Raw genomic sequence first — 16,254 nt, forward strand, 5'->3', positions numbered from 1 at the left:
TTCATTTATTTTTGTAGAAATATTAACACGGATTTTTGATTTATATATGAGAATTGATAAATATTTATGGTGTATTCGCTATTACAAAACGAGAAGTATTGCAACTGAAGCAGCAAAAAAGGGACATATCACAGTGAATGGCCAGGTAGCAAAACCATCGCGAGAAGTATTTCCTACTGATAAAATCACTCTTCGTAAAGATCAAATTAACTATAAATTGACCGTTCTAGACGTACCTCTAAACCGATTAGGAGCCAAACTAGTTGATATGTATAGAAAAGACGAAACACCGCCAGAGGCATTTGAACATTTAGAGTTACTTCGACTTTCAAAAGAACACTATAGAGCTAATGGTACCGGAAGACCTACAAAAAAAGACCGAAGAGAAATAGATGATTATATTTCTGACGAAGATTTTTATAACGATAATGAAGATTAATGATGAATTACTGGGAAGAACGCTATCAAAATAATGAAATAGGTTGGGATGTTGGTGCTATAACAACTCCTCTAAAAGATTATATCGATCAAATAACTGATAAAAGTATTCGTATTTTAATTCCAGGAGCTGGAAATGGGTATGAATTTGATTATCTCATCAAAAAAGGCTTTTTTAATGTGTATGTTGTTGATATAGCGGCTTCACCTTTAAAAAATATTGCAGAAAGAAATCCGGATTTTGAAGAAAATTTAATCCATAGCGATTTTTTTGAGATTAATGAAACTTTTGATTTGGTTATCGAACAAACTTTCTTTTGTGCAATTCCACCATCAATGCGAGCAGAATACACAACAAAAATGCATCAATTATTAAATAAAAATGGAAAAATAGTTGGGCTATTGTTTGATTTTCCATTATCAAATGAAGGTCCTCCATTCGGTGGCTCTGCTGATGAATACTTAAATTTATTTTCTGAAAAATTCAAAATTAAAATTTTAAATAAAGCATATAATTCAATCAAACCAAGACAAGACAAAGAACTCTTTTTTATCTTTGAAAAAAAATAACACAACAAAATGAAAAATATTATCTTAACTGACAAAGAAATAACTCACAAAACAAAACGTATTGCCTACCAAATTTACGAAACATTCGTTAACGAAGAAGAAGTAGTTTTAGCAGGAATTACAACTAATGGTTATATTTTTGCAAAAAAAATTGGAGCAGAACTTAATGCTATTTCTGATTTAAAAATTACTCTTTGTGAAGTTAAAATCAATAAAAATCTACCTCAAGATATTATTACCACTTCAATTCCTAAAGAAGAATATCAAAACAAAGGACTAGTATTAATCGATGATGTTTTAAGTTCTGGCACCACACTAATATATGGGGTTAAACACTTTTTAGAAGTCCCGTTAAGTAAATTTAAAACAGCTGTATTGGTTGACCGAAATCATAAAAAATATCCAGTTAAAGCAGATTTCAAAGGCTTATCTCTTTCAACTTCATTACAAGAGCATATTCAAGTAGTTTTTGAAGAAAATAACTCCTACGCTTATTTATCTTAATAAGTCTCTTATTTCAGCTGCAATTTGTGTTATTGACTTGTCATCAACACTGATAATATGTGCAACTTGATGATAGTAAAAAGAACGATCGAATAAATGCTTATTAATATAATCTATCAATTCATCATCGTTCAAATTAGAAAGTAGTGGTCTAGTTTTTCTTTCAGTTTTTAATCGATTAGCTAATGTAATAGCTGAAGCTTTTAAGTATATTGAAACTACACCATTTTGCTTTAATAATTCATGATTGTTAAAGTAACATGGTGTACCACCTCCAAGACTCAATACAAACGAATCATTTTTTGCTAAAATCTGCTTTAAAATTTCGCTTTCAACCTTCCTGAAATAAATTTCTCCTTTAGTTACAAATAAACTATTGATTGAAATCCCTTCCTTTTTTTCAATTAACTCATCCAAATCTACAAATGGCAAATCCATTGTTGAAGCCATTTTTTTACCAACAGAAGACTTTCCACTGCCCATATACCCTACTAAAACAACTTTTTCCATATAAATAATCCCTTATAAATTAAGGAGTTAAAAAAATTAATTAAAAAAAAGACAAATTTATAAGAAAAACCCATTGAAAAACGAATTTATGTTACTATATTTGCACCCGCATTCAAGGAAATAAATGACTTGGTAGCTCAGCTGGTAGAGCACATCACTTTTAATGATGGGGTCCTGGGTTCGAATCCCAGCCAGGTCACTACAATAACATATTCTTGAAAGCACCGACTTGGTAGCTCAGCTGGTAGAGCACATCACTTTTAATGATGGGGTCCTGGGTTCGAATCCCAGCCAGGTCACAAAAAAGTTATTCGCCTTGGTGAGTAACTTTTTTTATTTTAGGCCATGTGGAGAAACGGTAGACTCGCCATCTTGAGGGGGTGGTGCTCGCAAGGGCGTGAGGGTTCAAATCCCTCCATGGTCACTTTCTAATTAATTTTAAAATCCAATCCAAATTTAGCATTACAAACAATCGAATTGAGTCACAAATACTCAAATGCTTCGTCGCATTTTACATTCAACCACAAACAAAAAGCCCGAAACTTTCGTTTCGGGCTTTTTTCCGCGGAGAAAGAGGAACAAACACCCACTTTTTCTATACATATCAAATCTTATCAAAACAAGCCTTAACCCCTATAAAATAAGGATTTTTCAATATATCATAGTTAAGTAAAATTAAGTGAATTATAAATAAAAATAGTCAATGTGGGGATTATGTGGGGATAATTTTGTATCTTTAAACTATTGAAAAACATGATAATTCCGTACCAATGGCAACTATTAACTACCTCATCAAAGGAGAAAAAAACGCAACAAACATACTTTTGCGTTTCAAAAATGGCAGAAAATTTGACTTAACAGCTTCAACCGATTTAAAGGTAGAACCTAAAAGATGGAGTGCTGCAAAGCAAAAAGTCAAACTTACAAACGATGATAAGTCCAAGGACGTTATTAATAACAAACTTGCAGAGCTTGAAAAATTCATATTTGATGAGTTCAATTCCGATAACAGCAAAGGAGAATACATCGACAAACACTGGTTAAGAAAAAAAATAGCTAATTTCTTCAATAGACCTATTGATGAAACAGCCATCGATGAAGTGTTTTTCATTCCGTTCATGGAAACATTTATTAAAAATGCCCCATCAAGGATAATTAAAGGTAAAAACAAGCCAATTGCCAAAGGAACTATTACAAAGTATAACACAACACAAAGAAAGCTAGAAGAGTACGAGAAACGCTTTAAAACGAAGCTAAAATTTACCGATTTAGATTTAACCTTTTATGATAGGTTCGTAAACTTTTTATCACAAGAACAAAAGATAAATTTAGGTACTATCGGAAATTACATTGGCACACTAAAAACCATTGCCAGAGATGCAAAATTAAAAGGCTTGCCGGTACATCCACACATCGAGCATCCAAACTTTTTTGTTCCTAAAATTACAGCTGATAGTATTTACTTGAATGATGATGAAATTAATAAAATCTTCAATCACGACTTTAAAGGCGTTGAAAGACTAGAAAACACAAGAGATTTATTTATTATTGGATTGCGTACAGGATTGAGAATTTCAGATTTTTTAAGGTTAAAAGATGCCAATATCAAAAATGGCTATATTGAAATTGAAACGCAAAAAACAGGGCAAACAGTTACTATTCCACTCCACAAGCAAGTAAAAGCAATTTTAGAAAAAAGAAACGGATTTCCGAGAGCCATTTCGGACCAGAAATTTAATGAGCATGTAAAAGATGTTTGTGAAGAAGTAGGATTTAAAGAAAAAGTTCAAGGTTCTAAAATCAACAAGAAAACAAAACGTAAAGAAGAAGGTTTATATCATAAGTACGAATTAGTTACTTCACACATTTGTAGAAGAAGTTTTGCAACCAATCTATATGGGAAACTTGATAATTTAACCATAATGGGTATTACAGGACATCAAACAGAAACTCAATTTTTAAAGTACATCAAAATCACTAATACAGAAAAAGCAGAAAAACTAAAAGAGTACTGGAACAAGCAAAACGAAGAACAGGAAATTGAAGAGAAAAAAATGAAAGTAGTTAAGTAAGATAAAGTTTACTATATTTAACTTTTTAATTTTGTATGAAAAGTGTTAATTCGTTTATAAAAGCTTTAAGCGCAAATTATTATTTTGAATTTCTTACTGATGCTATTGCTGAAGAAATTGATTTTCATAGATATTTTTTACCAGTTAATTATCAAAGTCATTATTATTATGAATTGAAAATTAATGAAATTCATCTAAAAAGAAGAGAAATAATAGACAACATTAAAAAGCTATATCAAAACGCATTATCACAAATTTATATCGAATTATCTTCACAAGACCCAGATAATTTTGATTCCTTTTTAGCATTCAATATCGAAGCTGTAAAACTGCAATTAAAAATTTTAAGAGCTGATTTTTATGTGGATGAAAAACAATCAAGATACTTTTCAGTAATAGATGACAATCCAAATCTTCAGGAATTAATTGCAAGAACTCACGATAGAACAAGTTCAAATGAATTAGAAATCGATAGAAAGATTTTTGATTTAATTTCAGATTCCAAATTTAGAAAAGTTGAAAGTATATATTTTTTAGAAGATATTTATAAAAGATCTAAAGCATTAAGTTTTCTTCCGTTGTCATTATTTGTGATAGGACATGATTTTGTCGTTCAGCTTAAAAAAATTCAACAAATCGTGTTTGATTTAAAAGAAGAAAAAGCGGTTAATCCAAAAATTAATTGGATAGGTAAAAAAACGCATATCGGTTATATTTTAGGGACGTTAGCTTTAAATGGTTTTATTGATGCACCAAAAAATAAAAACGGTGAAATAAATTATACGGCTTATGCTAAATTGATTAAACAAAATTTCAATGCTGAAATTTCAGAAGAGTCATTAAGAAAATACCTCAACCCTGAAGATGATAAATTCGAAGAAAACAAAAAATCATTTGATAAAGCAAAATACCATTTACCTAACATAATTGAAGTAAGTTGAGACGTTCCGGAACGTAAAGGAACGTTTACTGAAATATAACCAACTTTACTTTGTACCATCAATAACGATAAAAACGTATCACGATGGAACAAAGTAAAATGACACAAGTTTTCGGTGTATCTCCCGAAGAATTTAAAGAAAGCATCTTAACTGATGTAAGAGCTGAAATCAAATCTTTAGCTCAAAATTTCCAACCTATTGCACCACAAGAGTATCTCACTCGCCAAGAAACAGCAGAGATACTAAAAGTCTCTTTGGTGACACTTTCCGACTGGAACAAAAAGAAAATCCTTAACCCCTACCGATTAGGAAACCTCATCAGGTACAAACGTTCCGAAATTGAACAAGCCTTAGTTAGTATTAATGCAAAAAAACAATAACTATGAGCCATCCATTTCAAGAAAGTTTAAGCAATATCGAAAAACGCTTGGAAGAATTAACCCATGCCGTTACCAAAAAGCAAGAAAGAATATTCGATAAGGTTATTATAGATAATGACGAGTTTCAAAAACTGTTTAAAATTAGCCCTGGAACTGCAGCCAATTGGAGAGAAAAAGGACTAATTGCTTACAGCCAAATAAACAATAAAATTGTCTATAAAATTGAGGATATTAATAAAATGCTAGACGATAACTATCGACCATTCAAAAAGTAACTCTTTAGGTCATGATAGACTTTATCAAGTTTAAAATTACTGATGAAGCACTAATCGAAAAAGTATGGAACAATGATAATTTATTAGTGTATGAGGGTAAATCTGAAAAGAGATTTAAAGATGAAATTAAGGAATTAGTAATCAAAAGTTACAAAAACCTATATTTCACCAAGTATCAAAACAGACTGGAAATAAAAGGAAGCATTCACTGTTATTTCAATGATGAACCTCACAATGCTAATGATTTTTATATTTCAGATTGTATAGATACCATTATTGAAATCAAGACCATTTTTAATCTTGATTTGAATAAATGTTATTTGATAAATTTAGAATATGGAATAAACATTAAACCTAACATTCCTGTTCCAGAACTAATTCTAAATTTAATCTATCACGAAAAAAGACCGTTTAACCGACCTAGAAAATTTGACTATAAAATTGCCGGTAATGAAGCATACAAACATATAAAAGCATATGATAAAAGTGTGCAGTTTCCAAACCTTTGTAACAATACATTTAGATTTGAAGTAAAGACCAAACAAGCCAAATTTATTAATAATTTAGGCATCTATACCCTTCAAAATCTTACCGAAAAAATACATTATGAAACCATCATAAATTCATTGCTAAAAGAATGGGACAATGTGTTACTATTTGATAAATCAAAAAAGATAGACAGCAAATATTATAATCCTCAATTTTGGGAAGAATGTTTAATGGCTAAAAATCGCAACAAGTTCAACAATCAAAAGAAAAGTTACTACACAAAATTAGGAAACGATAATCTACACACGAACATCAAAAAGACAATGGAACGCAAAATCAAATACTTAAAAAGTGTGCATATTCCAACTACTATAAACTTGGAAACTGCACAGTATAAAATAATCTATAACTGATTTTCAATTTATTAAATGTATTTTCATTTTCATATATTTACATTCTTAAATAAAAAGCCTTACTAAATGTCAGAAGACCAAAAAAAACAACTCGAACAACAACTTTGGAATATTGCCAACACCCTTAGAGGTAAAATGAATGCCGATGAATTTCGAGATTATATCCTTGGATTCATCTTCTACAAATATCTTGCTGAAAAAATGGAAATTTATGCCAACGGTATATTAAAAACCGATGGTATCAAATATAAATCCATTAATGAAAACACAAAAAACGGAGCAGAATACATAGAAGCAATTCGCGAAGAAGCTTTAGAAACATTAGGGTATTTTCTAAAACCTAATGAACTTTTTAGTGAAGTTGCCAAACGCGGTAATAGTGACGTAGAAGGACAAAGTAATTTTATTATTGAAGACCTTCAAAAAATCCTTATCAATATCCAATTAAGCACAATGGGTACAGAAAGCGAAGATGATTTCGATAATCTCTTCGAGGATATGGATTTAAATAGCACAAAACTTGGAAAAACTCCAGAAGCAAGAAACGAAATTATTGCTAAAGTACTTTTACATTTAGATAAAATTGATTTCAAATTAGAAGACACGGAACTTGATGTTTTAGGAGATGCCTATGAATATTTAATTGGTCAGTTTGCTAGTGGAGCTGGTAAAAAAGCAGGTGAATTTTACACACCACAAGAAGTAAGTATGGTGTTAGCTAAAATAGTTACTACAGGAAAAAGCAAACTAAAATCAGTATATGACCCAACGTGTGGTAGTGGATCCCTTTTGCTGCGTGTGGCTAAAGAAGTTAAAGAAGTAAGTAATTATTACGGACAAGAAATGAACCGAACTACTTACAACTTAGCACGTATGAATATGATTTTGCACGGAGTACATTACCGCAAATTCGATATTAAACAAGAAGACACATTAGAACATCCACAACACAATGGGTTACAGTTTGAAGCAATTGTAGCAAATCCTCCATTTTCTGCCAATTGGAGTGCGAATCCTTTATTTACAAGCGATGATAGATTTTCGCAATATGGCAAATTAGCACCAGCTAGTAAAGCTGATTTTGCATTTGTACAACACATGATTCACCATTTAGCCGATAACGGTACAATGGCTCTTGTATTGCCTCATGGTGCTTTGTTTCGTGGTGGTGCTGAGCAACACATTCGTAAATATTTAATTGAAGACCGTAATTATTTAGATGCTGTTATAGGTTTACCAGAAAAAATCTTTTTTGGTACAGATATTCCAACTTGCATAATGGTTTTCAAAAAATGTAGAGAGAATCCAAATGATGTTGTATTTATTGATGCTAGTCAACATTATGGTAAAGGTACTCAAAACTATATTCGTCAAGAAGATATTGATAAAATTATTGCTACATATCAAAATAGAATTACTGAATCTAAATATAGTTTTGTAGCAAGTATTGATCAAATAAAAGAAAATGATTACAATCTAAATATTCCAAGATACGTAGATACTTTTGAGGAAGAAGAGCCAATCGATTTAGAAAATGTTTCTTCTAAATTAATTAATTTAGAAAAAGAAATAAATGCTACTAAATCAAATATTACAAACTTTTGTAAAGAATTAAACATCTCAACTCCTTTTTAAAATGATAAAAAGTAATGTCAACAATCCGCGATTACGATTTCCAAATTTTAAAGATGATTGGAAAAAATTTCAATTAAAAGATGTTTTAGTCGAACATAAATCAAGAAATTCAAAAAGTGAGTTTGATGAGGTGTTTTCTGTTGCTAAAGAAAAAGGTGTTATCAATCAAATTGAGCATTTAGGTAGGTCTTATGCCTCAGACAATATTACAAATTACAAAGTCGTATTTCCTGATGATGTAATCTATACAAAGAGTCCAACCGCAGGTTTTCCTTTCGGTATTATAAAGCAAAATAAAATAGACAGAACTGGGGTAGTCTCAGTTCTTTATGCTGTTTTTAAACCACAAAACAAATATTTAGGTCTTCTATTGGATTATTATTTTTCTTTGCCTGTAAATACATATAATTATTTAGTACCACTAGTACATAAAGGTGCTAAAAACACTATGAATATAGGTAATGAAGATTTTTTAAAAGGTGCTAAAATAAGTTTTCCTTCTGAAGTTTTAGAACAACAAAAAATAACTGACTTTTTTATATCTATTGATAAAAGAATTGAACAATTAAAAGAGAAAAAAGAACTTTTAGAACAATATAAAAAAGGTATTACTCAAAAAATATTCTCGCAAGAGCTGAGATTCAAAGACGAAGAGGGAAAAGATTTTCCTGATTGGACTTTCTTAAAGTTAAAAGATGTTTTTGCGATAAAATCTATCAAAAATAAAAATAGTTTAATACAAAATGTTTTAACAAATTCCGCAACAAGAGGAATTGTTTCACAAGGCGATTATTTTGATAAAGATATTGCTAATCAAAACAATTTAGAAGGATATTACGTTGTTGAAATTGATGATTTTGTTTACAATCCAAGAATTTCTCAATCTGCTCCTGTTGGCCCATTAAAAAGAAATAATTTAGCAATAGGTGTCATGTCACCTTTATACACTATTTTAAGTTGTAAAAAAGGTAACTTAGATTTTTTTGAAAACTATTTTAATTCAAATTTTTGGCATAAATACATGAAAGGAATTGCTAATTACGGTGTTAGACATGATAGAATGAATATAACAAAAGATGGCTTTGAAAAGTTACCATTACCTTTTCCAGAAGTGAAAGAACAAGAAAAAATAGCTGCCTTTTTAAATGAAATTGACAAACAAATACAAGCTGTTACATCACAATTAAAACAAACAAAAAAGTTTAAAAAAGGTGTATTGCAACAGATGTTTGTGTAAATAAAAGTTAAAATAATAAGCCTATAAGTTGATTATATGGAAATAGTTGATATATTTGCAGTCGTAAAAAACAAATTATTGTCGGTTCAGTTTGAACCTAACGACTGTGATGAGTTTACGTTAGCATTCAGAAACTGGAACGATACAGAGTATTTAGAAGATTTTTTTGAAAATAATAAAAATGATTTACAATCAGGTTTTTATGGCAATATATCAGTAGAGGAAGCTATTTTCTCGACAATAGAAGAAGCAGAAGTATTTGAAGCAACAATTAGAAGAGTGGCTAAAATTGGAAAATTTAAAACACAAAGTTCATTACAAGATTTAGTTTTTTATCCATTACACAAAAATGACCAAACCTATAAATTACAAGAAACAAGAGCATACGGTACAGGAAACAAATCCTGGCTTCGTGTATTTGCCGTTCGTATTAGTCCCGAATGCTTTGTGGTTTCGGGAAGTGCAATCAAGCTAACAGAAGCTATGGGTGAGAAAGACCACACAGAAATCGAATTGACAAAACTAAAAATTACAGCTGCATATTTAAAAAAAAATGGACTATTAGAAGAAGATGACTTCGGATATATAGACATCATTAATTAAAACTACCATTATGAAAAATCAAGAATTGAGTAATAAATTAGAAGCATTAGTTTCTAAAACTCCTAGTAAATGGATAGAAGAAAGCAACAAAAGATTTGAGGATAAAGAAGGATTACGTTATTCTCAACAAGTTGCGGTTCGTATTTTAAGAACTTTAAGAGAAAAAAAATTATCACAAAAAGATTTAGCCGATTTATTAAAAGTTACACCACAAACGGTTAATAAATGGGTTAAAGGTTCTGAAAATTTTGGTTTCTTTACAATCGGTAGAATTGAAAAAGCATTAGACATTAAGTTAATGCACATTTATGAAAACAATAATAGTCTTCTTATAACATCTACAAATATTATCAAAATAAGCAATCAAGTCCACACCTATTTGAATAAGATAGAAAAAACAATGGTAGCTGAAAAAGAAACTAAAGTAATTCCTTTAAACACCTATATAAACGACGAGGAATGTTTTGAATTGAATTATAATCATTCATAAAATGGAGACTAAAAAAAATATTAGTTTTAGACTATTAAATATAATTACAGAGCAGTTTGCAACATTTGAGACAGAAAATCTACTTGATACTAATAATTTGCAATCTGATCTTCAATTTTCAATAAATCCAGAAAATAGAGTTGTTGCATGTAAAATGAAATTTCAATTTTTACACGAAAAACAACCAATAGTAGCTTTAACAGTTATTTGTAATTTTGATGTAGAAGAAAAATCGTGGAATGAAAATATAATATCTGCAAAGAAAATAACTTTGCCTAAACATTTTTTAGAACATCTTTGCGTGATTACTGTAGGAACTTCAAGAGGAATACTTCATGCAAAAACAGAAAATACAGCTTTTAATAGATTTATCATCCCAACTCTAAACGTTAGTAACTTGGTAACAAAAGATGTAGTTTTTGAAATAAAACAATAGAAAAGTATAAAAAGAATAATATATTTACCTTACCATAATTGGTAAGGTTTTTTTTTGAGACAATATGAGTAAACAACCCGAACAAATTTTAGAAGAACAACTAATTGAACAACTTCAAAAGTTGAGTTATAGTTATGTTGAAATTAAAGATGAAACAGCATTACTTTCAAACCTTAAAAAGCAATTAGAAAAGCATAACAACATTTCATTTTCTGATAAAGAATTTGAAAAAGTGATGAATATTCTTAGCAAAGGTTCGGTATTTGAAAAAGCTAAAACATTAAGAGAAAAGCAACACATAGTTAGAGATAACGGTGACAACCTATATTTTGAATTTATCCAATCAGAACACTGGTGTCAAAACCAATTCCAAGTAACCAATCAGGTTACAATGGAAGGTAGTTATAAAAACAGATATGATGTTACAATTTTAATTAATGGTTTACCATTAGTACAAATAGAATTAAAACGTAGAGGTTTAGAACTTAAAGAAGCATTCAATCAAACCAATCGTTATCAAAGACATTCTTTTGGTTCAGGTGCTGCTTTATTTCAATACATTCAAATATTTATCATTAGTAACGGAGTAAATACAAAATATTACGCAAACAATAAATACCAATCATTCAAGCAAACGTATTACTGGACAGATAAAGACAACAAACGTTTAACCAATATTCTTAATGGTTTCACTAGTAATTTTCTTGAACCTTGTCATATCTCAAAAATGATATGTAAGTATGTGGTATTGAATGAAACCAATAAAATATTAATGGTGCTTCGCCCTTATCAGTATTATGCAGTAGAAGCTTTAATTGATAAAGTAAAAAACAGCAATCACAACGGCTATATTTGGCATACAACAGGATCGGGCAAAACCCTAACTTCTTTTAAAGCTAGTCAAATTATTATGCAAATGCCACAAGTTAAAAAGGTGGTATTTGTAGTAGATAGAAAAGATTTAGATTACCAAACCACAAAAGAGTTCAATAGTTTTAGTAAAGGAAGTATTGATGGTACTGATAATACAAAAGCATTAGTAAAGCAATTTTCAGACGATACAAAATTAATAGTAACCACTATTCAAAAACTAAATACTGCCATAAGTAAAAGTCAGTATTTAAGTAAAATGGAAAAGCTTAAAGAAGAGCGTATTGTTTTTATTTTTGATGAGTGTCATCGTTCGCAATTTGGAGAAACTCACAATAAAATCAAATCGTTTTTCAACAACTATCAAATGTTTGGTTTTACCGGCACACCAATATTTGCCGATAATGCGGTTAAAAATGAATTAGGAAAAAGAACAACCAAAGAACTATTTGGAGAATGTTTGCATAAATATGTAATTACAGATGCCATAAAAGATGAAAATGTATTGAAGTTTTCTATTGAATACGTAGGTAGATATAAACAAAAAGAAAGTGCAACGGCAATAGATATTGAAGTAGAAGACATTGATACTAAAGAATTAATGGAAGCTCCAACGCGATTAGAAAAAATTGCAGATTATATAATTGCAAATCACAATCGTAAAACATATAATAAAGAATTTACCGCAATGTTTTGTGTTAGTAGTGTAGATACCCTAATCAAGTACTACGACATTTTACAACAAAAGAAAATTTCAGGTCAACATAACTTGAAAGTAGCTACAATATTTAGTTTTTCAGCTAATGAAGACGATGCAGATGCTAATGGATTTATCCCTGAAGAATTATCAGTAGTAGAAGAACCAAGAGCTTTATATGGATTGAATGTTCACACTCGTGAAAAACTAGACGAGTTTATAGGACATTATAATACAATGTTTGAAACGAAGTTTTCAACTAAAGACAGCGAAAGTTTTTACAATTACTATAATGATATTTCTAAAAAAGTAAAAGAGCGTAAAATAGATATTCTGTTAGTAGTAAATATGTTTCTTACAGGATTTGACAGCAAACCTCTAAATACTTTGTACGTTGATAAAAACCTAAAATATCACGGTTTAATTCAAGCCTATTCAAGAACTAATCGTATTCTAAATGAACAAAAATCACAAGGGAATATAATTGTTTTTAGGAATCTAAAAAAAGTTACAGACGAAGCAATTACACTATTCAGTAATAAGGAAGCAATTGAAGAAATCATAATGCAACCTTATGAGGATTATGTAAATAAATTTAACGAAGCATTTATAGGCTTGTTAAATGTTGTTCCAACAGTAAATAGTGTTAATAATCTACAGAGTGAAGAAGACGAATTAGAATTTATTAAAGCTTTCCGTGAGTTAATGCGTATTAAAAATACAATGGTAACTTTTGCAGATTTTGTTTGGGAAGATTTAGCAATGAACGAACAATTATTTGAAGACTATAAAAGCAAATACCTTGATTTATACGACAAAGTAAAAAATGAACACCAAGTAGAAAAAGTATCAATTCTTGAAGATGTTGATTTTGAATTAGAGTTAATTCACCGTGATGAAGTTAATGTTACATACATATTAAAGTTATTAGCAGCATTAAAAGACACCACAAAAGCTGATAAAGAAAAAAAACAAAAAGAAATTGTTGATTTATTAACAGGAGAAGCCAATTTAAGAAGTAAACGAGAATTAATTGAAAAATTCATTTTAGAAAACTTACCAATTATTGAAGATACCGATACAATCCCAGAAGAATTTGATAAATATTGGAATAAAGAACAACAAAAAGCATTCAATCAATTAGTTCAAGAAGAAAATCTATCAGCAGACAAAACACATAAATTAATTGAAAGTTACCTATTTGCCGAAAGAGAACCTTTAAGAGATGAGGTGTTAGATTTAATTGAAGGCGAAAAACCGTCAGTATTAGTTCGAAAAAAATTAGGAGATAAAATCCTCAATAAAATTGTTGGTTTCGTTGAGACTTTTATAAATGGGGTTTCAGGCAACTAAGATATAATTTGTATTCTTAACAAAAAAAATATGGTATTTTAAATTGGAAAAAAATAAAAGATATGAGCAAAGAAAATGAAATTATAAAATTTAGTTCCAAATTAAGCTTTTTATACATTTTTTTTGGTGTTATAGGCTTTGTTATGATAATGCTACCTATGGTATTTTACAATACTACAAAAATTGATAGTATTGGTACTATTGGTGATGCTGTTGGAGGTATACTAAATCCCGTAATTGCAATTGGTGCAGCTCTACTAACTTTTTTAGCATTTTATATACAGTATCAAGCAAATCGACAAGTCCAAGAACAGTTCAAAGTACAGCAATTTGAGAGTCAGTTTTATGAGATGTTGAGATTACACAAAGAGAATGTAAATAGCTTATATTTAACTACAAAGAAGAAAATAATATATCCAAAGGATGAGGATATAATAGAAAGCACTGTTCAAGGAAGAGTCGTTTTTGAACACATGAAATTTGAATTGATTTTAATTTATATGATAGCCCTAAAACACTTTCACAATGAAAATCCTAAGGTTTTATTAAATGAGGCCTATGCAATTTTTTTCAATGGAATAAGTGAAACTAAAAAAGGAACGCATATTTTTTTTGATGAAATATTGGAATTGGAAAGTTATATTGATAATTTAGATTACGATAATTTCAATAAAAAGTTAAGAGAAGGGTTACGCTTTAATAAAGATATTACTCAAATGTTAGAGTTTTCTTTATTTAAAGGACATTCACATCAATTAGCACATTATTATAGACATCTATTTCAAACAGTAAAATTTATAGTTAATCAAAATGAATCTTTTATTTCCTATGAAATGAAAAGAAACTTTTTAAGAATATTAAGAAGTCAATTATCTAATACAGAACAAACACTTCTTTTTTATAATTGGTATTCGAACTTTGGAAAGCAATGGGAAGACGATAACAATAAATATTTCACTGATTATAGAATGATTCATAATTTGTTCAATGATTTATTAATTAGTCAATTTAAATTAGAAGACATTTTTGATTTAGAAAGTGGCTACCGTAAAGAAGTAAATAGAAAGTCTGATAGTTTGTTTGAGTTTCAAGATTGGTAATTGTAAAAAAAGAAATAAATGGTAAGCATTTTAAAAAATAATGAAAATTTCACTCCATATGTATTCTATACTACTTTCTTAAAAGAAGTAGCAGAAGATATAAACAAAGAAGGTTACGTTATATTCAAATTTGTTGAAAATGGTGATGATAAAGTATTTGATTCAAGTTATAGAATAGAACCAATATCAATACCATTATTACTGAGTTTATCTGAACAATTAAGTAAATATTTCAAAGAACCAATTGATCTATTACTTTATAAAAATAATGCCACTAAGGAAGTTTTAAACTTTTTACATAAAAGTGATTTTTTCTGGATTGCAGGTAATAACAAACTCACATCATATCCTTTAGGTAAAAACATTTTAAAATTTGAAGAATCTTTTTTGGGAGATTTCATAAAAAAAGACCCTAGACCTGAACACAGAGTTAGATGTTACTCTCTCAATGATGACAATTTAATTAGTAAGTTAGAAGTATTTGAGAGCGAAGATGAAAAGAGAGATTTCTTAATTTCAGAATATGTCTACACAGTGAGACAACATTTTCAAGAATTATTATTTGATAATTCTAATACTTCTAACAAAACCGACTACTATGTAGAATTATTATCTGAATTAATTACAAATGGTGTTTTGCATTCTAAATCAAATACTTTTGCTTTAATGTTTGTAAATAACTTCTCTACCAAATTTTCAATATCAGACAATGGGATTGGTTTTGAGGAATCATTAAAATCTAAATCAGAAAATTTACTTTACACTCCATTTGAATTAAAAAATAAAATTGATAACCTAAGTATTCTAAAAGTTAATCCTAAAATAATCAATAATTTACATGTGATTTTTGAAACACTTTATTATTCAGCCCTTAAAGATAGAAGAGGTTTGTTTGATTTAATGATTTCAGTTGTTCTTGAATCAAAAGGATATTTTAGATTGCATTCTGATAATGCACAAATTATTGTTTCTAATAGAATGAATAAACAACTATTAGAATTATCAAATTTAAGAGATGACTTATTTAAAATACATGAAGATATTTTAATTAATTCTATTAAAGATAATCGTTATGATGATCAAATGATTAAATTGAAAAATCAAATAATGGATTGTTTCATGAATTTATATAACATTGTTTGTGATAAATATAATAATGACTACAGGTATTCATCAATTAGATTTTACAATGTAAAGTTCAAAGGTGTTCATATTGAAGTAGAAATTCCAAATGCTTAGTT

General features: G+C 29.1%; 17 protein-coding genes and 3 tRNA genes. 19 read left to right on the forward strand and 1 reads right to left on the reverse strand.

Going from position 1 to position 16,254, the window contains the following annotated elements; all coding sequences use genetic code 11:
* Window positions 1-46 precede the first annotated feature (46 nt).
* The 3 genes from G4L40_RS12045 to G4L40_RS12055 are packed head-to-tail and all read left to right on the forward strand — an operon-like array spanning window position 47 to window position 1,512.
* Complete coding sequence (locus tag G4L40_RS12045; RefSeq protein WP_166237450.1) at window positions 47-439, forward strand: RNA-binding S4 domain-containing protein; 393 nt, start codon at window positions 47-49, stop codon at window positions 437-439.
* Complete coding sequence (locus G4L40_RS12050; RefSeq protein WP_317163964.1) at window positions 439-1,008, forward strand: methyltransferase domain-containing protein; 570 nt, start codon at window positions 439-441, stop codon at window positions 1,006-1,008. Before G4L40_RS12045 ends, G4L40_RS12050 begins: the two co-directional genes overlap by 1 nt.
* Window positions 1,009-1,017: 9 nt before the next feature.
* Window positions 1,018-1,512 (forward strand): phosphoribosyltransferase family protein, encoded by a 495-nt coding sequence (locus tag G4L40_RS12055; RefSeq protein ID WP_166237451.1) that lies wholly within the window; start codon window positions 1,018-1,020, stop codon window positions 1,510-1,512.
* Here the strand turns inward: G4L40_RS12055 and G4L40_RS12060 are convergent.
* Complete coding sequence (locus G4L40_RS12060) at window positions 1,504-2,022, reverse strand: shikimate kinase (protein WP_166237452.1); 519 nt, start codon at window positions 2,020-2,022, stop codon at window positions 1,504-1,506. The two genes, G4L40_RS12055 and G4L40_RS12060, sit on opposite strands and share 9 nt — an antisense overlap.
* A 126-nt stretch (window positions 2,023-2,148) precedes the next feature.
* Between G4L40_RS12060 and G4L40_RS12065 the strand changes: the two genes are divergently transcribed.
* The 16 genes from G4L40_RS12065 (at window position 2,149) to G4L40_RS12140 (ending at window position 16,252) form a co-directional block, all read left to right on the forward strand.
* Window positions 2,149-2,221, forward strand: a tRNA-Lys gene (locus G4L40_RS12065).
* Between the two features lie 27 nt (window positions 2,222-2,248).
* A tRNA-Lys gene (locus G4L40_RS12070) sits at window positions 2,249-2,321 on the forward strand.
* A gap of 42 nt (window positions 2,322-2,363) precedes the next feature.
* A tRNA-Leu gene (locus G4L40_RS12075) sits at window positions 2,364-2,446 on the forward strand.
* Window positions 2,447-2,792: 346 nt separating this feature from the next.
* On the forward strand, window positions 2,793-4,094 hold the full coding sequence (locus tag G4L40_RS12080; RefSeq protein ID WP_166237453.1) for a site-specific integrase: 1,302 nt from the start codon (window positions 2,793-2,795) through the stop codon (window positions 4,092-4,094).
* 35 nt (window positions 4,095-4,129) lie between these two features.
* A complete protein-coding gene (locus tag G4L40_RS12085; protein ID WP_166237454.1) occupies window positions 4,130-5,035 on the forward strand; it encodes a hypothetical protein in 906 nt (301 codons plus the stop codon).
* A gap of 83 nt (window positions 5,036-5,118) precedes the next feature.
* On the forward strand, window positions 5,119-5,415 hold the full coding sequence (locus tag G4L40_RS12090; protein WP_166237455.1) for a helix-turn-helix domain-containing protein: 297 nt from the start codon (window positions 5,119-5,121) through the stop codon (window positions 5,413-5,415).
* Between the two features lie 2 nt (window positions 5,416-5,417).
* Window positions 5,418-5,690: a helix-turn-helix domain-containing protein gene (locus tag G4L40_RS12095; protein WP_166237456.1), complete on the forward strand. Its 273-nt coding sequence runs from the start codon at window positions 5,418-5,420 to the stop codon at window positions 5,688-5,690.
* Window positions 5,691-5,701: 11 nt separating this feature from the next.
* Window positions 5,702-6,592, forward strand: coding sequence for a hypothetical protein (locus tag G4L40_RS12100; RefSeq protein ID WP_166237457.1), 891 nt, complete (start codon window positions 5,702-5,704; stop codon window positions 6,590-6,592).
* 66 nt (window positions 6,593-6,658) lie between these two features.
* A complete protein-coding gene (locus tag G4L40_RS12105) occupies window positions 6,659-8,227 on the forward strand; it encodes a type I restriction-modification system subunit M (RefSeq protein ID WP_166237458.1) in 1,569 nt (522 codons plus the stop codon).
* A gap of 1 nt (window position 8,228) precedes the next feature.
* Window positions 8,229-9,464, forward strand: coding sequence for a restriction endonuclease subunit S (locus G4L40_RS12110; protein WP_166237459.1), 1,236 nt, complete (start codon window positions 8,229-8,231; stop codon window positions 9,462-9,464).
* Window positions 9,465-9,500: 36 nt separating this feature from the next.
* Complete coding sequence (locus tag G4L40_RS12115) at window positions 9,501-10,067, forward strand: hypothetical protein (protein ID WP_166237460.1); 567 nt, start codon at window positions 9,501-9,503, stop codon at window positions 10,065-10,067.
* A gap of 10 nt (window positions 10,068-10,077) precedes the next feature.
* Window positions 10,078-10,557, forward strand: a complete 480-nt coding sequence (locus tag G4L40_RS12120) for a helix-turn-helix domain-containing protein (RefSeq protein ID WP_166237461.1) — start codon at window positions 10,078-10,080, stop codon at window positions 10,555-10,557.
* Between the two features lies 1 nt (window position 10,558).
* Window positions 10,559-10,993: a hypothetical protein gene (locus G4L40_RS12125; protein WP_166237462.1), complete on the forward strand. Its 435-nt coding sequence runs from the start codon at window positions 10,559-10,561 to the stop codon at window positions 10,991-10,993.
* Between the two features lie 64 nt (window positions 10,994-11,057).
* Window positions 11,058-13,913 (forward strand): type I restriction endonuclease subunit R, encoded by a 2,856-nt coding sequence (locus G4L40_RS12130; protein WP_166237463.1) that lies wholly within the window; start codon window positions 11,058-11,060, stop codon window positions 13,911-13,913.
* 62 nt (window positions 13,914-13,975) lie between these two features.
* Complete coding sequence (locus tag G4L40_RS12135) at window positions 13,976-15,013, forward strand: putative phage abortive infection protein (protein WP_166237464.1); 1,038 nt, start codon at window positions 13,976-13,978, stop codon at window positions 15,011-15,013.
* 18 nt (window positions 15,014-15,031) lie between these two features.
* Complete coding sequence (locus G4L40_RS12140) at window positions 15,032-16,252, forward strand: hypothetical protein (protein WP_166237465.1); 1,221 nt, start codon at window positions 15,032-15,034, stop codon at window positions 16,250-16,252.
* Window positions 16,253-16,254: the final 2 nt, after the last annotated feature.

The organism is Flavobacterium celericrescens, from assembly GCF_011392075.1.
In the GTDB taxonomy this organism is placed as follows: domain Bacteria; phylum Bacteroidota; class Bacteroidia; order Flavobacteriales; family Flavobacteriaceae; genus Flavobacterium; species Flavobacterium celericrescens.